At 34.8% G+C, this 17,072-nt stretch carries 14 protein-coding genes; 12 read left to right on the top strand and 2 right to left on the bottom strand.

The genetic code is table 11. From position 1 onward, the window contains the following. Nucleotides 1–216: 216 nt before the first annotated feature. The 6 genes from scrK (at nt 217) to F5ESL0228_RS06445 (ending at nt 10,868) form a co-directional block, all read left to right on the top strand. Nucleotides 217–1,095: a fructokinase ScrK gene (scrK, locus tag F5ESL0228_RS06470; protein ID WP_122023255.1), complete on the top strand. Its 879-nt coding sequence runs from the start codon at nt 217–219 to the stop codon at nt 1,093–1,095. A gap of 581 nt (nt 1,096–1,676) precedes the next feature. Beyond that, nucleotides 1,677–7,001: a MucBP domain-containing protein gene (locus F5ESL0228_RS06465; RefSeq protein ID WP_122023254.1), complete on the top strand. Its 5,325-nt coding sequence runs from the start codon at nt 1,677–1,679 to the stop codon at nt 6,999–7,001. A gap of 160 nt (nt 7,002–7,161) precedes the next feature. Beyond that, nucleotides 7,162–7,776, top strand: coding sequence for a hypothetical protein (locus tag F5ESL0228_RS06460; RefSeq protein WP_122023253.1), 615 nt, complete (start codon nt 7,162–7,164; stop codon nt 7,774–7,776). A gap of 142 nt (nt 7,777–7,918) precedes the next feature. Next, entirely contained in the window at nt 7,919–8,539 is a 621-nt protein-coding gene (locus F5ESL0228_RS06455) for an ABC transporter ATP-binding protein (protein WP_122023252.1), read from the top strand. After that, on the top strand, nt 8,536–9,705 hold the full coding sequence (locus tag F5ESL0228_RS06450; protein ID WP_122023251.1) for a hypothetical protein: 1,170 nt from the start codon (nt 8,536–8,538) through the stop codon (nt 9,703–9,705). The genes F5ESL0228_RS06455 and F5ESL0228_RS06450 overlap by 4 nt, the downstream gene beginning before the upstream one ends. After that, nucleotides 9,705–10,868, top strand: coding sequence for a hypothetical protein (locus F5ESL0228_RS06445; protein ID WP_122023250.1), 1,164 nt, complete (start codon nt 9,705–9,707; stop codon nt 10,866–10,868). The genes F5ESL0228_RS06450 and F5ESL0228_RS06445 overlap by 1 nt, the downstream gene beginning before the upstream one ends. 74 nt (nt 10,869–10,942) lie before the next feature. Here the strand turns inward: F5ESL0228_RS06445 and F5ESL0228_RS06440 are convergent, their stop codons facing one another. Further along, entirely contained in the window at nt 10,943–11,527 is a 585-nt protein-coding gene (locus tag F5ESL0228_RS06440; protein ID WP_122023249.1) for a DJ-1 family glyoxalase III, read from the bottom strand. A 37-nt stretch (nt 11,528–11,564) separates the two neighbouring features. Next, nucleotides 11,565–12,209 carry an HAD family hydrolase gene (locus F5ESL0228_RS06435; protein ID WP_122023248.1) on the bottom strand — a complete coding sequence of 215 codons (645 nt, stop codon included), beginning with the start codon at nt 12,207–12,209 and terminating at the stop codon, nt 11,565–11,567. 69 nt (nt 12,210–12,278) lie between these two features. Between F5ESL0228_RS06435 and F5ESL0228_RS06430 the strand changes: the two genes are divergently transcribed. The 6 genes from F5ESL0228_RS06430 (at nt 12,279) to F5ESL0228_RS06405 (ending at nt 16,610) form a co-directional block, all read left to right on the top strand. Beyond that, entirely contained in the window at nt 12,279–13,040 is a 762-nt protein-coding gene (locus tag F5ESL0228_RS06430) for a sulfite exporter TauE/SafE family protein (RefSeq protein WP_122023247.1), read from the top strand. Between the two features lie 41 nt (nt 13,041–13,081). Further along, the gene (locus F5ESL0228_RS06425) at nt 13,082–13,762 is read left to right on the top strand and encodes a histidine phosphatase family protein (protein WP_122018735.1); all 681 of its coding nucleotides are present in this window, start codon (nt 13,082–13,084) and stop codon (nt 13,760–13,762) included. Between the two features lie 54 nt (nt 13,763–13,816). Next, nucleotides 13,817–14,707: a cation diffusion facilitator family transporter gene (locus tag F5ESL0228_RS06420; RefSeq protein WP_122023246.1), complete on the top strand. Its 891-nt coding sequence runs from the start codon at nt 13,817–13,819 to the stop codon at nt 14,705–14,707. Between the two features lie 5 nt (nt 14,708–14,712). Further along, nucleotides 14,713–14,892 (top strand): DUF308 domain-containing protein, encoded by a 180-nt coding sequence (locus F5ESL0228_RS06415; protein ID WP_122023245.1) that lies wholly within the window; start codon nt 14,713–14,715, stop codon nt 14,890–14,892. Between the two features lie 2 nt (nt 14,893–14,894). After that, nucleotides 14,895–15,569 carry a 2,3-diphosphoglycerate-dependent phosphoglycerate mutase gene (locus F5ESL0228_RS06410; RefSeq protein ID WP_122023244.1) on the top strand — a complete coding sequence of 225 codons (675 nt, stop codon included), beginning with the start codon at nt 14,895–14,897 and terminating at the stop codon, nt 15,567–15,569. Between the two features lie 105 nt (nt 15,570–15,674). Beyond that, the gene (locus F5ESL0228_RS06405) at nt 15,675–16,610 is read left to right on the top strand and encodes an AAA family ATPase (protein ID WP_122018726.1); all 936 of its coding nucleotides are present in this window, start codon (nt 15,675–15,677) and stop codon (nt 16,608–16,610) included. Nucleotides 16,611–17,072 lie beyond the last annotated feature (462 nt).

The raw sequence follows: 17,072 nt of genomic DNA, 5'->3' as shown, positions 1-17,072 counted from the left end.
AAAGAATTTAAAGGTTTCATTTGAGGCTATTAAGTGGGATAGACAAAATGAAATATGATTTCTTGCTAGCTATTTCAAAAAATGATTATCTCAGTATTCAAAAATTATTTGATTTTATTGTAACCTTTAGGAAAATAATTAATAAGAGTTCTTCTGCTTAAGAAGTTAAAATGCAATTAGCATGTTGATTAAAACTAGTGATTGAGGAGGATTAAAATGTTATTTGGATCAGTAGAAGCAGGTGGCACAAAGTTTGTTTGTGCGGTTGGCAATGAAAATTATCAAATACAAGATAAAACTACTATACCAACAACTACACCAACTAAAACTATGAAGCAAGTTGTTTCTTATTTTAAACAATTTCAAATTGATGCTATTAGTATTGCATCGTTTGGTCCGATAGAGATCAGGAAAACAGCACCAAATTATGGCTATATCACTAAAACGCCTAAAAAGGGGTGGCAAAACACTGACATAGTTGGGATGCTTAAACAAGAAATCAATGTCCCTATCTTTTTTACTACTGATGTTAATGGTTCAGCATACGGGGAATACATAATGTCGCTTCTATCAAACGAGGATATTAATTCACTTGTTTATTACACGATTGGCACAGGAGTTGGTGGGGGTGCCATAGTTAACGGTAAACTAATCGGTAGTTTAGGTCATCCTGAAATGGGTCATGTTTTAGTTAAGCGCCATCCTGATGACTTAGAGTTTGACGGAATCTGTCCGTTTCATAGTGACTGTTTGGAAGGATTAATTTCAGGACCTACCTTTGAAGCACGGACGGGTAAAAAGGGCATAGATGTTCCTTTATCCGATCATGTTTGGGACATTATGAGTTATTATGCAGCTCAAGCTGCATTACAAACTACACTGATCTTAAGACCAGATAAAATTATTTTTGGTGGCGGTGTAACGAGTGAAAAGTTTTTAGAAAAAGTTCGAAAAGACTTTAATCAAATGCTTAATGGTTATATTGCTGTGCCGGACTTGAGCAAGTATATATCCATGCCAGCAATTGTTGATAACGGCTCGGCCACAGTTGGGAACTTTGCTTTGGCTAAGAGAATATTAAAAGAGTTGAATTAAAAAACTGGCATTTAATTATATTAAAGAGCTAAATCATAAAATATGTATCATTTTTAATAATATGATTGAATCTTTACAAGAATTGGATTTTTAGTATGAAGAAAGGGTATGCGTTCAGCATACCCTTTTTATATTTTAGCTAAATTAATGATTTAAATTCTAGATTTTTTTATTTTCTATGATAAATAATTAAAATAACGCTTTCAATTTTAGCTTGAATTTTTATTGCAATATTTTGATAATATAATACAACAGATAAATTAATTATCAAATTATTAATAGTAAATGCAGATTTAATAAATCCAAAATTTTATATAAAGGTTATTAAATATTCATTGCTATAATAATCTATAAAAAGCAGAATAAGTGAATTTTGGCTTTTTTAATATATACGTTATTTAAAAAAGCTTCAAGTACAATAAATAACTAATAACACGTAATATGTTTATATTAATTCGCTACCACTTTTATTTGTATTTTATTAATAATTAATCTAAAAATATCTATAGAAATTAACTGTAAATTGTGAGAAAATCAAGAATAGATACGAAACATGTTATAGCAGAAAGTGAGATTATATTATGAACAAGCATAAACTAATCGAAGACGTTAAAAACACAAATTATAAAATGCATAAAAGCAAAAAAGGATGGGTAGTTAGTTATTCTTTACTAACTTTAATGCTGGGAGGATTATTTTTTGACAGCACTTCTTTTACACAAAATGTAAAAGCCTCGGAAATTGAATCACAAAATAACCAACAACAGAGTATCACCGTTAAAAATAGTTCCCAAGATATTTCTGCTGCAAGAGAAGATGCTCAGCTCAGTTTAAAAGATGAAGCAGATAAAGTAAAACATGAAATCAGCTCTGACAATAATTTGAGTAATAGCAAAAAGCAGGAGCAGCTTAAGACAGTTGATATTATCTTTAATAAAGCTAAAGATAAAATTGATCAAGCGACTACTTTAGTAGACATTAAAGTATTAGTAGCTAACGAAACTTTGAATATAAATTCCTGCTACAAAATTACAACTGCTCAAGCAACTGTTACACACAATAAAAATATTGTTGTCAAAAATAAGAAAATAGTATCTAACAAACCCAAGAAACGCCAATTAAATGTTACTAATAAAACAACTAATAAGAAAGCCAAAGTAACATCGTATTCTGGGCTGAATTCGTTTTTAAAGAGCAGTTCCGTGAGGTCTGCTACTAAATTAGAACAAATTGATAAGCATGAATCTTCAACTGCTTCACAACAGAATGATAATCAAACTAAGAATATTGGGCTACCCGTCACAACACCTAAGGAAGTTACTTCTAGTAATGTACCTAAAGCCATTAATTTGTCTGCTGGTATAACACCTGATTCAGATAATCATGTGGTGGATCAGAGAAGTACGAAGAGTGCCGTCTTAAAAGATGGACTTCCATTGAACCCAGAATTGGCAGCAGATGATACTGATTCAAAGGAGATAACTGTATCACCTGATGTTGACAATGGGCGTAAAGATTTTGAAGAAAACATTGGTAAGTCCACTAATGTATCCCCTACTTCCTTAGATATTGCTGTACCAGATCAGATATTAAATCCTGATAAATATCAACAAAAAAGCGTAGATGTAGATAGCTTTAGTGCTTTGGCAAAAGCATGGGCTGATAGGACTGTTACATATATTAATATTACAAAAGATATAAGCTATACTGGAGGCACTATTAGAAATAGAGCTGCGGGAGCAAGTGTGGTAATTAATGGTAATGGTCACACAGTAGATTTGGGCAATCAAGATTTTGGACTAGGTGTAATTCCAAGTACTAATCCGACAACGATTACCCTGACCAATACAAAGTACCAACAAGGATACGCTGTTAATGATGGTCTTTATGGTCTTGTTTATGCAACTTCTGGTTACGGTCTTACCGTAAACGTCGACAAGATTAATTTATCAGCAAGTTCTGCAAATAAAAATAATCCGATCCATGTGGTTTATGCACCCAATGCACTAGTTAACTTTTCAGGCGATAATAATTTTAATATTTCAAATGAAGTTACTCGTGCAGTGACTAAGATTATGTTTTCTAATAAAGCTCATGTGACAATGCAGCGAACTGCTAATGATATACACTTTTCAGAATTCTATTTTACTGTCCCCTCAATTGCAGGAACTGCAGGTTATGGCAATGTAATCATGATGGGAGATGACTCATCCAATACTGCCTATACTAATAATGGTAGTCCTGCTAATTTTCCTGCTGTATATTTAAATATTAATGGGATAACCGCTGGAGATAATGTCAAGTGGGAACAAAGTGGCTTTCAGTACTTTATTAATGGTACCCAAGGAAGTAGCACAGATGCAAAATTCAAATTTGGGCAAAACTTTAATTTGAAGGCGCCATTTACCACTCAACCGGGTGCAATTAACCTTGAAGATAATCAAATAGCTGAATTTGGTGCAGGTACTGTTTTTGATATTAATCAAAGAGCTAATGGCGCAGTAATCCAAGTAAATGGTAGCTCTTCTGTAAGTTTTACATCACCGAAGCAACTTCATTTGGCTGTTCAAGATAATTCAGGTAATCCTGCATCAAGTAGTACGGGAATAATTGCAGGTACAGGTAGTGTGACCCTAAATAATTCAAATGTTTCGACTTGGTCAGGCGTCACCTCTTCAATAAAGTTTCCTAATGGAGATAACACCGCTCAATTTACTAAAATGGTTGTTCAAAATGGAAGAGCAACCCTTACTGATTTAAACGGGAAAATAGCCTCATCTAATATTGTTACATCAACAACAAGGGAATTAAGAACTAATGCACTTCCAGTTGGTAAAATTTTTATTCAGTATGTTGATCAAAATGGCAAAAATATTGGTTCTCCTATAGAAGCTACGCTTGACAAAGATGCTTATATTGGCCAGTCTATTCCACTTAACAATCAAGAAATTGCAGTTACAAAATTGCCTAAAAATTACATGTGGGCAATCGGAAACCAAGTTTATGCTGGAGCAAAAACTGATAAACAAAGTGGTGGTGATAGCACTTCAACGACTGATAATGGGGACGAATTTGGACAGGCCAAAATTGGAATTGTGCCAATGCAAGGTCAGGATTATACTTATAAAGTTTACGTTTATGGTGTAAAGGAAAAAGTAACTTATCAATATATTGATATTAATAATCCAGATAAAATTCTGACTTCAAAACTTTCGGGAAAAGAAGGCAATGAAGCAGTTGGCAATAAAGTCCCAGCCAACTATGGTAATACAATTGATTGGACCAGTGATTACTATACTAAAGATAATGTGCCTGAGAATTATCATTATGTAAAAGATGTAAAAGATGCACCAAACCAAGCTACAACAACGCTAGTAGGAGAAAATAATCCAGTAGTTAACATATATGTAGAAGGTGATACACAAACAATCACGCCAACATATGAGGATAAAAATGGTAAGGTACTTAATCCAACTGAGACCGTAAAGATTACAGGCGCTTTTGGTAAACAAGTAGCTATTCCTAAGGCTCCTCAAATTAAAGATTATACTTTTGACCATGTGGAAATAGATGGACAACAAGTAGCTAACGATACCGAGATTACTATTAATAGTACAACCAAAATTAAATATGTTTATCATGCCTTAAGTGAAGATAAGAGCCAAGCTAAAAAAGATATAGACAACGAAGCTACTAAGATCAAGGACGAGATAGCAAAAGATCCGACGCTTGATGATGCCGCTAAGACAGCGCAACAAGGTCAAGTTGACACCGATGCCAGCGCAGCCAAAGATGCCATTGATCAGGCAGAGAATGCTCAAGGCGTAAAGGATGCCAAAGACCAAGGTATCAAGAAGATTGATGGCGATCATCAGCCAAATAGTACTTCACTAACTGATCAAAAGAGCCAAGCTAAAAAAGATATAGACAACGAAGCTACTAAGATCAAGGACGAGATAGCAAAAGATCCGACGCTTGATGATGCCGCTAAGACAGCGCAACAAGGTCAAGTTGACACCGATGCCAGCGCAGCCAAAGATGCCATTGATCAGGCAGAGAATGCTCAAGGCGTAAAGGATGCCAAAGACCAAGGTATCAAGAAGATTGATGGCGATCATCAGCCAAATAGTACTTCACTAACTGATCAAAAGAGCCAAGCTAAAAAAGATATAGACAACGAAGCTACTAAGATCAAGGACGAGATAGCAAAAGATCCGACGCTTGATGATGCCGCTAAGACAGCGCAACAAGGTCAAGTTGACACCGATGCCAGCGCAGCCAAAGATGCCATTGATCAGGCAGAGAATGCTCAAGGCGTAAAGGATGCCAAAGACCAAGGTATCAAGAAGATTGATGGCGATCATCAGCCAAATAAGAATATTGCGGTCACTATTAAGTATGTTGATGCAGCTGGTAAAGAAATTCATCCAGAGACAACAGTACAAGCAGAAGTTGGTAAGGATTATACGGCTCACGCACTTATAATTGATGGCTATGAGATAGACGGAAATGATTCTAAAACAGTCAACATCACAAAAACTGGTATAACAATTACCTTTAATTATGTTGCTAAGAAGGCGGAAGCAAAACAAGCACCAGTGACAATTAAGTATGTCGATGCGACTGGTAAGGAAATTAGTCCAGAGACAACAGTACAAGCAGAAGTTGGTAAGGATTATACGGCTCATGCTCTACAGATTGCAGGTTATGAGATTGACGGTAGTGAATCGCAAACAGTTACTGTAGGAGAAAAAGGAGCAACAATTACCTTTAATTATGTTGCTAAGAAGGAAGAAGCAAAACAAGCACCAGTGACAATTAAGTATGTCGATGCGACTGGTAAGGAAATTAGTCCAGAGACAACAGTACAAGCAGAAGTTGGTAAGGATTATACGGCTCATGCTCTACAGATTGCAGGTTATGAGATTGACGGTAGTGAATCGCAAACAGTTACTGTAGGAGAAAAAGGAACAACAATTACCTTTAAGTACACTAAGATAAATAGTGGCAACACTAATCCTGGTGGCAATGGTAATAATTCAAATTCGAATAATATTCCTCTCCCTAATGCTGGAAATGGCAACTCAAGTTCAAACTCAAATCCAGGTGACAGTAAAGTGCCGGAACCTAGTCCTAAACCTATTCCAAATGCCATCGAAAAGACTTTAAAACACAATGCTTACTTCTATAGTAAAGAAGGCAAACGAGCTAATCTGTTAATTGCTAAGAAGGGGTCAATCATTGCCACTTATGGCACAGAAAAGATTAATGGTCATGATTTCTACTTGACTGATAATGGCTTATATGTTGATATTTACAACGTTGTTGGACAAAAGCGGAATTTGGTTCATAATGCTTTTGTTTATAACCACTACGGTAAGCGAATTAGTTCTAAATTGCTTAGGAAGAATACAGCAGTTATTACTTATGGTGATCCTGTCAAGATTCATGGTAAAGCCTATTACCTGACAGTTAATAATCACTATGTCAAAGTCGCTAACTTTGCCCCATCTATTACTAGACCAAATAGACAAGTAGCTGATGGTGTAACGGCCAATGCAGTGATTAAGCATAATTCTTATGTTTACAATGATGAAGGCAAGCGGATTAATCAAGTTATTCTTAAGATAGGTTCTAGATTTACCATTGGACAAAGAAAAGTAGTCAACGGTCGTGAATTGCTAGAAATTGCTCCTAACCAGTATGTGGCAAGTGGGAATGTTATTGGTACAAAACGGCAGTTAAAAGTAGCTAGTCATATTTATAACAAAGATGGTAAGCGTTTAGCTGGCAAGCAGTTAAAGAAGCATAAGACGATTAGAACTTATGGTAATGCAGTCAAAATTCATGGTAAAGCGTATTACATAATTGGTCATAATCAATATATTAAAAAGAGAAGTTTTTAAGGAGGATAATTTAATTATTTTGAAATAAGAAAAGAAGCTCTCATAGCAATGGGGAGCTTCTTTTTTGTTTAATAAAATTCAAGATTGGTTAAAGATAATTGACATTGCTTACTGACGCAGTTAAATTAAAAATAAAGTGTAGATTTGGAGGGACTTAACGATGAAGAAAAGTATGAGGATGACAGTCATTTCGGCAGCAGTGTCTTTGTTCTCAGTTGCCACGGGAGCAATTGCTACTTTATTAATTAATTCTTTTTCCAAAAAAGATCAAAGCCAAGATAAGCATGCTAGTAAACAATTAGCGCGAGCGGGTTATACTTTTAAACTTTCTCCACATGCAGTAATGTATCAACAAGCTGAAAAACAATCAACCTTTGAAAAAAAGGATGTTGAACAGCTAATTGAACAAAAAACACTATTTAAAATAATAGCTATTAAGACAATCAATAATACGGTCATGGCTCATATTATTGATCAAAGCGGTGAACATCATGGCTGGGTTAACTTAGTTTCAGATCTTTATAATATTAAAGCATTAAAGCAGGGCTTAAAGCCTTTAGTTGAAGTTGAACTAAATTTGATGCGGCTAAAAGATAATGCGGGTAAACAAATCGCTTTGAAACAATTGCCCCAGGTTCAAAAAGAAATTCAGAATTTGTCGCCGCGCAACAAACAAATTGGCGAAGTTTCCTTACGTGAATTAATGCACTGGTTAGAATATGATAGTAATATCAATATTCCTAGTTTATTAATTGGTAAATATATTAAAGAATAATATTTAGTAATTTAAATGGTTCCAAATATCGCAGTGATATTTGGAACCATTTTGGTTTATAAATATAGATATATTTACAAAATTAAATATGCTATTATCAAATAAAAGCATTTTTAATCACATTGTTATTAAGGAGACCGCTATGCTTGAAATCAATCACCTTACAATTAAAACCCGTCAACCAATCTTGCATGATTTTAGTTATCAGTTTATACCTGGTCAGTTTTATCAGATTGCTGCCGAAAATGGTTTAGGCAAAACCAGCTTTTTACGGGCAATTACTAATTTAATCCCGATTGCCACCGGAAAAATTCGCTTAGAAGGTAAGCCATACGCACAAAATAAGGACAAAGTTTTTTTCTTCGAAAGTAATGACTGGCTCAATCCCAATCTAAATAGTTTAGACTATTTAAAATTTATTAAAAACATGTGGCATTCACAGGTGAATTTAGCAGACGAGTTAGCCTTTTTAGGGGTGCAAGATTACGCAAAAGTACCCATTAAAAAGTATTCCCTAGGAATGAAACAGAAATTGCTGGTAGCCATGTATTTTGTGAGTGATGCCGAATATTATCTAATGGATGAAATAACTAATGGTTTGGATGAAGCAAGTCGCAGACAACTTTATGATCGCTTAGCGCAAGAAGTTATGCATAAAAACAAATGTATTATCATGACTTCACATTATAGCAGTGAACTAAGGATGGTCAACGCTCATCGTTTAGTTTTAGAACAACAAATGATGCGTGAGGTGCAAGAATGATGTCGTACTTTGGTTTTCAATTTAAAAAAATAACTAAGCATAATTTAACCATAATTGCCTTATGCATTTTAATAATTATTTCCTTTGGGGTGTTATTTCTTAATACCAATCAGATTGACAGCGGAGAGTCAATCAAGGGGCAGATACAAGGCAATATTGTAATCCAAAAAAATAATATTGCCCAAGATAAGCGAGCACTAAAAAAGTATTCACCGACTGGTGAAGGTTACCGACAAACTAAAATTGCACTGAAGCAAACAAAAAAGCAATTACAAGCAAATCAAGCGTTGATTGAACATATCAATAAGAGGCAGTGGGGACCAGTTTATAAGGAAAAAATCAAAGAGAGTAATAAAATGAAAACTACTGGATTAAGTGGGCGAAACCTTGACTTTGTTAGTGGCGTAAAAAAACGCTATCAATATTTAGTTAAGCATCCGATGCCTTATGAAAGTGATGCAGCCGTTACTGGTCTTCAGTTTTGGTCAGATTTAAATGGAACCTATTGGCCAATTTTATTTACCTTAGTGATAATTTTTATTCTAACGTATTTATACACTGACACTTATAAAAATGGATTAGATATCACCAGTGTTTTACCAATAAATGTAATGAGTAAGCTATTAACTAATAGTTTAGTGGGGTTAGCCATTAGTTGTTTATTATATTTATTAGTTAGTTTATTAGTCTTTACAGGAGCGTCTTTAATCTTTGGTACAGGTAATTTACAATACCCAACTATTATTCATCACTTGGTCAATGGGCGGCAAACAGTTGCTGTGGCCCCGTTAGCGACTTTAATCCCGCAAATTTTGATCTTACAATTTTTGGAATTTATATTTTTAGTACTGTTTATCCAGCTACTGGCAAAACTATTGCATAATCAGTTGCCAACACTGTTATTAGCGGTACTTTTAGTAGTAGGCATTGGATTAGCAACCACGGTAATTGAACCACTGTCTCAGATGGCCCAATGGCTGCCTAACACTTATTTTAATGCAATCAATGTGGTTTCGGGGGTAGCTGCTTATAACATCGATAATTACCAAATTAATTTTGCTAGTGGAGTAGATACCCTACTAATTGGTTCACTTGTATTGTTCAGTTTGATTTGCTTATTAGAACGGACTAGAACTCCTCATTTCAAAGAAGTGAGGGCACTATAATGGCTTATCTCTTATTTCAACTAAAAAAAGTAGTTAAAAATAAGTTGATGCCAATTTGTCTTTCTATCCTGATTCTAATTTTGGGCGTTGTTTTATTCCTGAATCTACGTACTACGCCTCAATTTACCTTGCAGGCAGGAGCCCAAAAAGAAGGCACTTATTACCAAACAGAAAATGCTAAGTTAAAACAAAATCTGAAGCAACAAAAGAAAAATAGTGACCTTTATCAAGAAACTGAACAAGATATTAACAGTAACCAAAAAATTGCCAACCAAGATTATCAAATACAAAAAGCTGCTCAAGCTGCTAAGTGGCAGTTAGCTTATACGCTTATGTGGCAAAAAAAGCAGCATGAAAAAAAACATTTAGAAAATATCGCTGATCAGATTGATCCAGCACAAGTGACAGAGACTAATAACAAACTAAAATTTTTTGCCTATCTTAAACGCAAACCACTTGCTTATGAAAGTCAAGATATGCCAGTAACGGGAATCCAATTTTGGTTGCACCTTAACGAGCAGTATCTACCGTATCTATTTACTTTGGTGGCTTTGTTTATCTTAACATTATTATTAACAGAACCTTATCACCAAAAACTTGATCTAACTCGGCTCAATCCCATTAGTAAATGGCGTCAGGCCTTAACAGAAATTAGTGCAGGTTTAATTTTACTAGGGGGAAGTTTTTTGGTAATAAATTTGTTAATGATAATTGCCGCTACGATTTTTGCTGGTTCTGGCAATTTAGCTTTTCCGTATTTGACCTATAAATTTGTTAACGGTCGAATGATAACTAATTTTGTGGCTAGTGGCAATTTGATTTTACCAATTATTGTTTTGCAACTTTTGGGTCTGTTATTCTTAGTAGTTTTAGTAAGATTTTTAGCCAAAATTTTTCGCGCTCAACTGCCCACATTGCTGCTTGCACTATTGTTAGTATTAGGAGTGAACGTGGCGGTAATAGCTGTCCCAATGTTAAGAAAAGTTAGTGCTTGGTTACCGATGACGTATCTGAATGCGGTTGATACTGTTTCGGGGAAATTAGGAATGTTATACCAAAATTCGCAATTGAATTTTAGTTCAGGAATCATTGTTTTGCTTAGTAGTACGGTGATTATATTAGCTTTAACTGTTATTGTCGAGTATGCTCATAGCAAAACATAATAAGATAAGATCTTTAGTAGAAATTTTATAAATAAAAATGTCTCGTTTTTATAAAATGAGACATTTTTTAATAGTTATAAACTTGCTTGAATATTATCAGCTAGATAGTTGTAAAGCATTCCTTGCTTTAATTCTTTAGTTTCAACTCCTAGGGCTTCGGCAATTGCATATGCATATGCCCACGCAGTAGCCGGACCGCGACTAGTAATAAGCTTATGTTTGGTGTCTGTAACCGTAATTGTTTCTTTAAATTTACCAGTTGGAGCATCTTGCTTAGTCTGTTTGTCAAAACCTGGATAACAAGTATAATCAGCGTTGTCTAATATGCCATAACGGGCTAAGGCAATTGGAGCAGCACACATCGCTGCATTCCATTTGCCTTCTTCGTGACGCTTAACCATTAAATCGCGAAGTTTTTTATTATCGCGTAAATTTTCGGCACCAATTTTTCCGCCTGGGAAAGCAACTAAATCATAATTTAGTAAACTATCATCCACCACTTTATCACAAATAAGTTGAATCTGGTGATCGCCAGTGATCTTTGGACTAGTTAGACCAACCATGTCAGTTGGAATGCTTAAGCGTCGCAAGACATCAACTACACTTAATCCTTCTACTTCTTCACAGCCATTAGCAAATACTACTGCAACTTTTTTCATTGTTAAAACATCTCTTCTTTCTATTGATTATTATAGACTAGCTCATGTTAAGGTAAAATAATAAGTCACTAATTTTATTTAAATGCAGGGTTGGACGAGGGTTAATTGGAATTTTGCTTTTTTTGGGGGCTAACCATAATGATTGTAATCCAGCATTTTCGGCACCCTGAATTTCATCAGTTAGATCAGTCCCAATAACAAGACATGAATCTGGGTTAAGCGCTTGTTCACGGATAATCTGATCAAAAATTTTTCTGTCAGGCAATTTTTGAGAAAAATCATTTATAAAATAAGTGGCTGAAAAAAACGATAACAATTCACTTGGGCCAAGTCTAGAAATAATAGTTTTTCTTGATTCTTTAGCAAGCATAATTAGTTTGACTTGACTTTTAACTTCGTTTAAAAAGTTGGTTACATCCTTTACAAGCTGTTGTTGCTTTTGTAATTCGTGAATAAATAAATCTATTTGGCTGATGCCAAACGTTTGCAATAGCAGTTTGATTCGTTCGTTAAAGCCAAGCAGTTTGATTTGAGCTTGCAGATTATTATATTTTAATCGTTGGCTTGAACCAAATTCTTGTCCGATGGCATTTAAGGTGGACTTGAGTGCGCTTCTTTCAGCGGCAGATTCATTGAGTATGCTACCCTCTGGGATAAAGATTAATGTTTCAAATTTTGTCACTTTAAATTTACCTTCTTAAATGGTTTACTAACTGCATTATAATCGATATGATGATAAAAGGGGGAAATGATGCCAACATTTTTGACAATAATATTTATTCTTCTAGGAGGAATTATAAGTGGGCTTTTATCATCAGTGGCTTCAATGGCTTCACTAGCATCTTACCCAGTTTTATTAGCGGTTGGGATTCCTCCCGTTTATGCTAATATTACTAATGATGCCGCGTTGATTTGGACTAGTATTGGTTCAACAATTTCTTCTACTAAGGAACTAAAAGGGCATTGGCGTCAGGTGGCTTTTTATGCTATTTTCACTGTTTCTGGTTCACTTTTAGGAACATATTTATTATTGGCGTTTCCAGCGAAAATTTTCGAAAAACTAGTTCCATTTTTTATTGCTGGGTCTGGGGTGATGGTGATTGCTTCTGGAAAGCATCATAATTTAGAGCCTCATAAACGTCCTTTATGGCAGGAACTACTATATATTTTTGCACTTTTAGTAATGGGAGTATATACTGGCTATTTTGGCGCTGCTGGTGGGGTCATTATTTTGGTTTTACTGACATATATTACTAATGAAAAATTCATCGTAATAAATGCAATAAAAAATGTTGTTTGTGGTTTAGGTAATCTTGTAGCCTTAATTGTGTTTGCGGTTACCACACATGTTTATTGGCTACAAGCTATTCCATTAGCAATTGGGATGTTTATTGGTGGATATCTTGGAATGGGAATATTACGTAAGGTTCCAGCTAATGCTGTTCGGCTGTTTATTGCAATTCTTGCCTTTATCCAAGCTGGGTATTTCTTTTATCGAGCATATATGTTATAGTTTATTCCACATTATTTAAAGTAAGGAAAGGAGAATGAGAGGTGGCAACAGAAGTTTATTTAGTGCGACATGGCGAAACAATGTTCAATCAGTTGAACAAGGTTCAGGGATGGTGCGATTCTCCTTTGACAATCAATGGGATTAATGACTTAAAGCGCACGGCACAAGCGTTAAGACAGGTTCATTTTGATAATATGTATTCTTCCGACCTTAAACGTGCAATTGATACTGTTCATTTAATGAAAGATGTTAATCAGGTTTCCGAGATAGGAAAGATAAAAAAATTACCTGAATTTCGCGAAGTGTTTTTCGGGTCCTTTGAAGGTGATGACATTGCTGACACTTGGGAGCAAGTATCACTAGCTGCAGGGATGTTACCCGAAAAAAACATTACTAATATAATTAATCAAGTGGGCATCGATGAATTTCGGCAGGCAACGAAAAAAGCTGACCCAAGGCATTTAGCCGAAAATAAACAGGAACTTGACCAGCGAATGGTACGGGCAATTTCTGTCTTACGTGATTTAACTACAAAAGAACAGAGAATATTGATTGTTTCTCATGGTGATTTTATTAAAACCTTAGCAATTAAGTATTGGAATCAAAGTGATGGTAAACATGACATTATTTTTCCTAATAATGGTAGTGTTAGCCGAGGTATCTTGCATAATAATGGTCAGTTTGAAATTGTTGATTATAATGTTGATGCTGAAAATATTTAAAGTCCTACTTTTAGTAGGACTTTTTGTTACACTAACTGCAAAGGAGAAAAGCAAATGAAAGATCCTACTACAAAGCGGTATGCTTATGTTACAGCGCTGAATGTGATAATCACGATTAGTGAATTTGTCGGAGGATTTATTTCTGGCTCATTGTCATTATTATCTGATGCGGTTCACAATCTAAGTGATGTTGGTGCAATTGTTATTTCGTTTGTTGCCCATTTAATCAGCAATCGACGTAGCAATCAGGAAAAGACTTTTGGTTACCAACGTGCAGAGACTTTGGCAGCCTTTACTAATGGCATCATTTTAATTTTAATCAGTATAGTGCTTTTTATTGAGGCAATTGAACGATTTTGGCAACCGACCAAAATTAGTGGTGGTATTATGCTGGTTGTTGCCATTATTGGACTAGTTGCGAATGTGGTTTCGATGGTTGTTATGCATCAAAATAATAAAGATAACCTTAACGTAAGGTCTACTTTTATCCATATGCTAAGTGATGCTCTTTCGAGTGTTGCTGTTGTCATTGGAGCTATTTGTATTTATTTTTGGCATGTTGCTTGGCTTGATCCAGTAATGACAATCTTAGTATCATTGTTCGTTTTACGTGAAGCAATTGTATTAACTAATGAAGCAGCTAATATTTTAATGGAGTCAAATCCTGATATTGATTTAGACAAAGTAAACCAGATCGTATTATCTTTTACAGAAATTAAAAATGTTCACCACGTCCATGTTTGGCGCTATAGTGATCAATATATTATGCTGGATGCTCATGTTAACGTTGATGCAAAATTAACGGCAGGCGAATTCGAACAGTTAACACAAGAAATTAGTCAAAAATTGGCAACTTTAGGGATTAATCACATTAATTTTCAGGTAGAATGTGAACGTGGTAAAAACTATCAAATGATTGTATCAGATCGTGAACATGAGGAGTAAAGAAAGTGAATTTTAAAGTTAATGTATATACGGCAATTATTGTATTAATCGTTGGCTTATATGATCTAGCCTATGCTTTTAATCGACGCCAAAATCACCGTCGTGGTAATAAAGCCTTTATGATTCTTGGTTTAATCTTTACGGTTGCAGGTGTTGCACTTTTGTTTATGCATTGGATGAATTAAAAATGGTCAAGTTAGTGCTCTTGCGGCATGGTGAAAGTACCGCTAATTATGCTAATATTTATACGGGTTGGAATGATGTTAAATTAACGTCTCGTGGCAGGACACAAGCTGTATTGGCTGGTCAATTAATTAGCAAGATCCCTAATTTTGCTCCCACCCATGTGCATACTTCTATTCTTGTGCGAGCGATTGAAACGGCAAACATTGTTGCAGAAGTTGCCAACTTTTTATATTTGCCAATTACTAAAACTTGGCGACTAAATGAACGTCACTATGGCAAACTTCGGGGATTAAATAAAGATTTATCACGAGAAATTTTTGGTCAAAAGCAAATATTAGAATGGCGCAGGGGCTTTTACTCTGTTCCACCCGCTGGTGATCGAATTACCGATCGGCGTTATGTTAATTGTGATCGCCAAAGATTACCGCGAGCTGAAAGTCTCTACCAAACGCAACAAAGAGTATTACCCTACTATCATAACGAAGTAGCACGACGTCTACTTAAAGGCGAGGATCAACTAATTGTGGCACATGGTTCAACTTTACGTGCTTTAATCAAGAAACTTGAACAAATTGATGATAGCGCTATTACTAAACTGGAAGTTTATAATGCCGAGCCCATCGTATACACTTTTGATAAATACTTACATATAAGGGACAAACAGGTATTATCTTGATTTTTTGTCTGGCTTTTTTAGTTATAAGAGTGGAATTGGCCAGATATATGTTAAAATTTAAGACGATACTAAATATATTTACATTCTTAGTTTGGAGTAGAAGGCATGCGTAAAATATTTTTGTTGCGAGGCGCCCCCGGCTCCGGTAAATCTTCTTTCATTTCGCGTCATCACTTACAACCGTACGCGATTAGCCGTGATCAAATTAGATTATTGTTGGCAAATTTAACCTATTACTATGAAGAAGATACCGATTGTTTACATCAAGTTATTCCGCGCTATGCAAATGAGCAAACGGAGAAAGTGGTGGATTACCTCGTAGAAGAAAAGATGAAACGTGGCGAAACGGTGATTGTCGACAGTACCCATATTCTTGCCGAAAATGTCGAGCATTATCAACCGTGGGTTGAAAGATACCGTTATGAATTATTTGTGGTTGACTTGATGTATCATAGGAATTTGCGAAGTCTGCTTGAACGCAATGAAATTCGGCGACAGTATGACTGGGTCAAGCCTAATGTGGTTAGGGAAATGTATTTATCTTATCAGAGTAATACTCAACTTCCAGAATGGGCTCATGTTATTAGTCCTAATCAGATGGGTAAAGCATTATCACAAAGGGAAAGTAATTTAGATTATTATACTCACGTAATGGCGGTCCCCGATAAAATGAGGGAAGAAGATTTTCCCCATGTCCATATTTCTAATTTTTATTTTTCCTTTAATGATCGTTTTACGGCAAAGTATGGTACTTATCGTAATGTTGTCACGATTGGCAAAACAAAAGAGGAAATTATTAATGAATTTCGGTTGCCATACTTTGTTTTTAAGTTCCATCATAAACACTTTTTAATTTCGGCATACCCGATTAGAAATGAAATGCTTGATCCGATTAAAAAAGTTAAGGGTATGTGGACTTATTCTACAGGATTGGTTAATTTGGCTGATTTTGTGGAACCATTTCCTCCAAGTCAAGCGCAACATGTACATCAATTTAATTTAAGTAAATTACAACCAGATAGGTTGCTTCATATTTGGTAAAAAAACGTCGCTAATTAGCGACGTTTTTAATTTGAAGAATTAAAAGTATAGTAAAGTTATCATTTCAAAAAGATAAAATTGTCATCTTCTTTTTGATTACTAATTTTAGAATGAAGTTTTAAATATGAAATTAAAAAAAGGCAGTTAATGCCTTTTTTTGTTGCTTTTAAGCATAACAAAATCTTAATCTGTTATTAATAACTACCGTTATCTAAGAATTAATGTTTACTTTTTTTTGACTTATTTGCTTTATTTTATTAATTCTTTTTTGCTTATTTAGTAATTGCTAAACCCATGCTAATAGCTAATTAGCTTTAACTAAGTTCAGCTTTTTTTAAGGTTTATTATTTTCTCAAATAACGGTAATTCTATATTACTTTTTTTTTTTTTTTTATATACTCTGTACGATCCCGCAAATTGAGATATCATAAACTTAAGCGCATTTAGTAATAGCTTTTATTT

The sequence above is a fragment of the Lactobacillus sp. ESL0228 genome, assembly GCF_003692825.1.
Taxonomy (GTDB): domain Bacteria; phylum Bacillota; class Bacilli; order Lactobacillales; family Lactobacillaceae; genus Lactobacillus.
Note: the sequence above shows the minus strand (reverse complement) of the source record. Positions and strands in the feature narration are given on the sequence as shown.

Excerpts from the sequence above, each read along its gene's own strand:
- scrK (WP_122023255.1), top strand. The coding sequence starts at position 217 with ATGTTATTTGGATCAGTAGAAGCAGGTGGCACAAAGTTTGTTTGTGCG.
- F5ESL0228_RS06465 (WP_122023254.1), top strand. The coding sequence starts at position 1,677 with ATGAACAAGCATAAACTAATCGAAGACGTTAAAAACACAAATTATAAA.
- F5ESL0228_RS06460 (WP_122023253.1), top strand. The coding sequence starts at position 7,162 with ATGAAGAAAAGTATGAGGATGACAGTCATTTCGGCAGCAGTGTCTTTG.
- F5ESL0228_RS06455 (WP_122023252.1), top strand. The coding sequence starts at position 7,919 with ATGCTTGAAATCAATCACCTTACAATTAAAACCCGTCAACCAATCTTG.
- F5ESL0228_RS06450 (WP_122023251.1), top strand. The coding sequence starts at position 8,536 with ATGATGTCGTACTTTGGTTTTCAATTTAAAAAAATAACTAAGCATAAT.
- F5ESL0228_RS06445 (WP_122023250.1), top strand. The coding sequence starts at position 9,705 with ATGGCTTATCTCTTATTTCAACTAAAAAAAGTAGTTAAAAATAAGTTG.
- F5ESL0228_RS06440 (WP_122023249.1), bottom strand. The coding sequence starts at position 11,527 with ATGAAAAAAGTTGCAGTAGTATTTGCTAATGGCTGTGAAGAAGTAGAA.
- F5ESL0228_RS06430 (WP_122023247.1), top strand. The coding sequence starts at position 12,279 with ATGCCAACATTTTTGACAATAATATTTATTCTTCTAGGAGGAATTATA.
- F5ESL0228_RS06420 (WP_122023246.1), top strand. The coding sequence starts at position 13,817 with ATGAAAGATCCTACTACAAAGCGGTATGCTTATGTTACAGCGCTGAAT.
- F5ESL0228_RS06410 (WP_122023244.1), top strand. The coding sequence starts at position 14,895 with ATGGTCAAGTTAGTGCTCTTGCGGCATGGTGAAAGTACCGCTAATTAT.
- F5ESL0228_RS06405 (WP_122018726.1), top strand. The coding sequence starts at position 15,675 with ATGCGTAAAATATTTTTGTTGCGAGGCGCCCCCGGCTCCGGTAAATCT.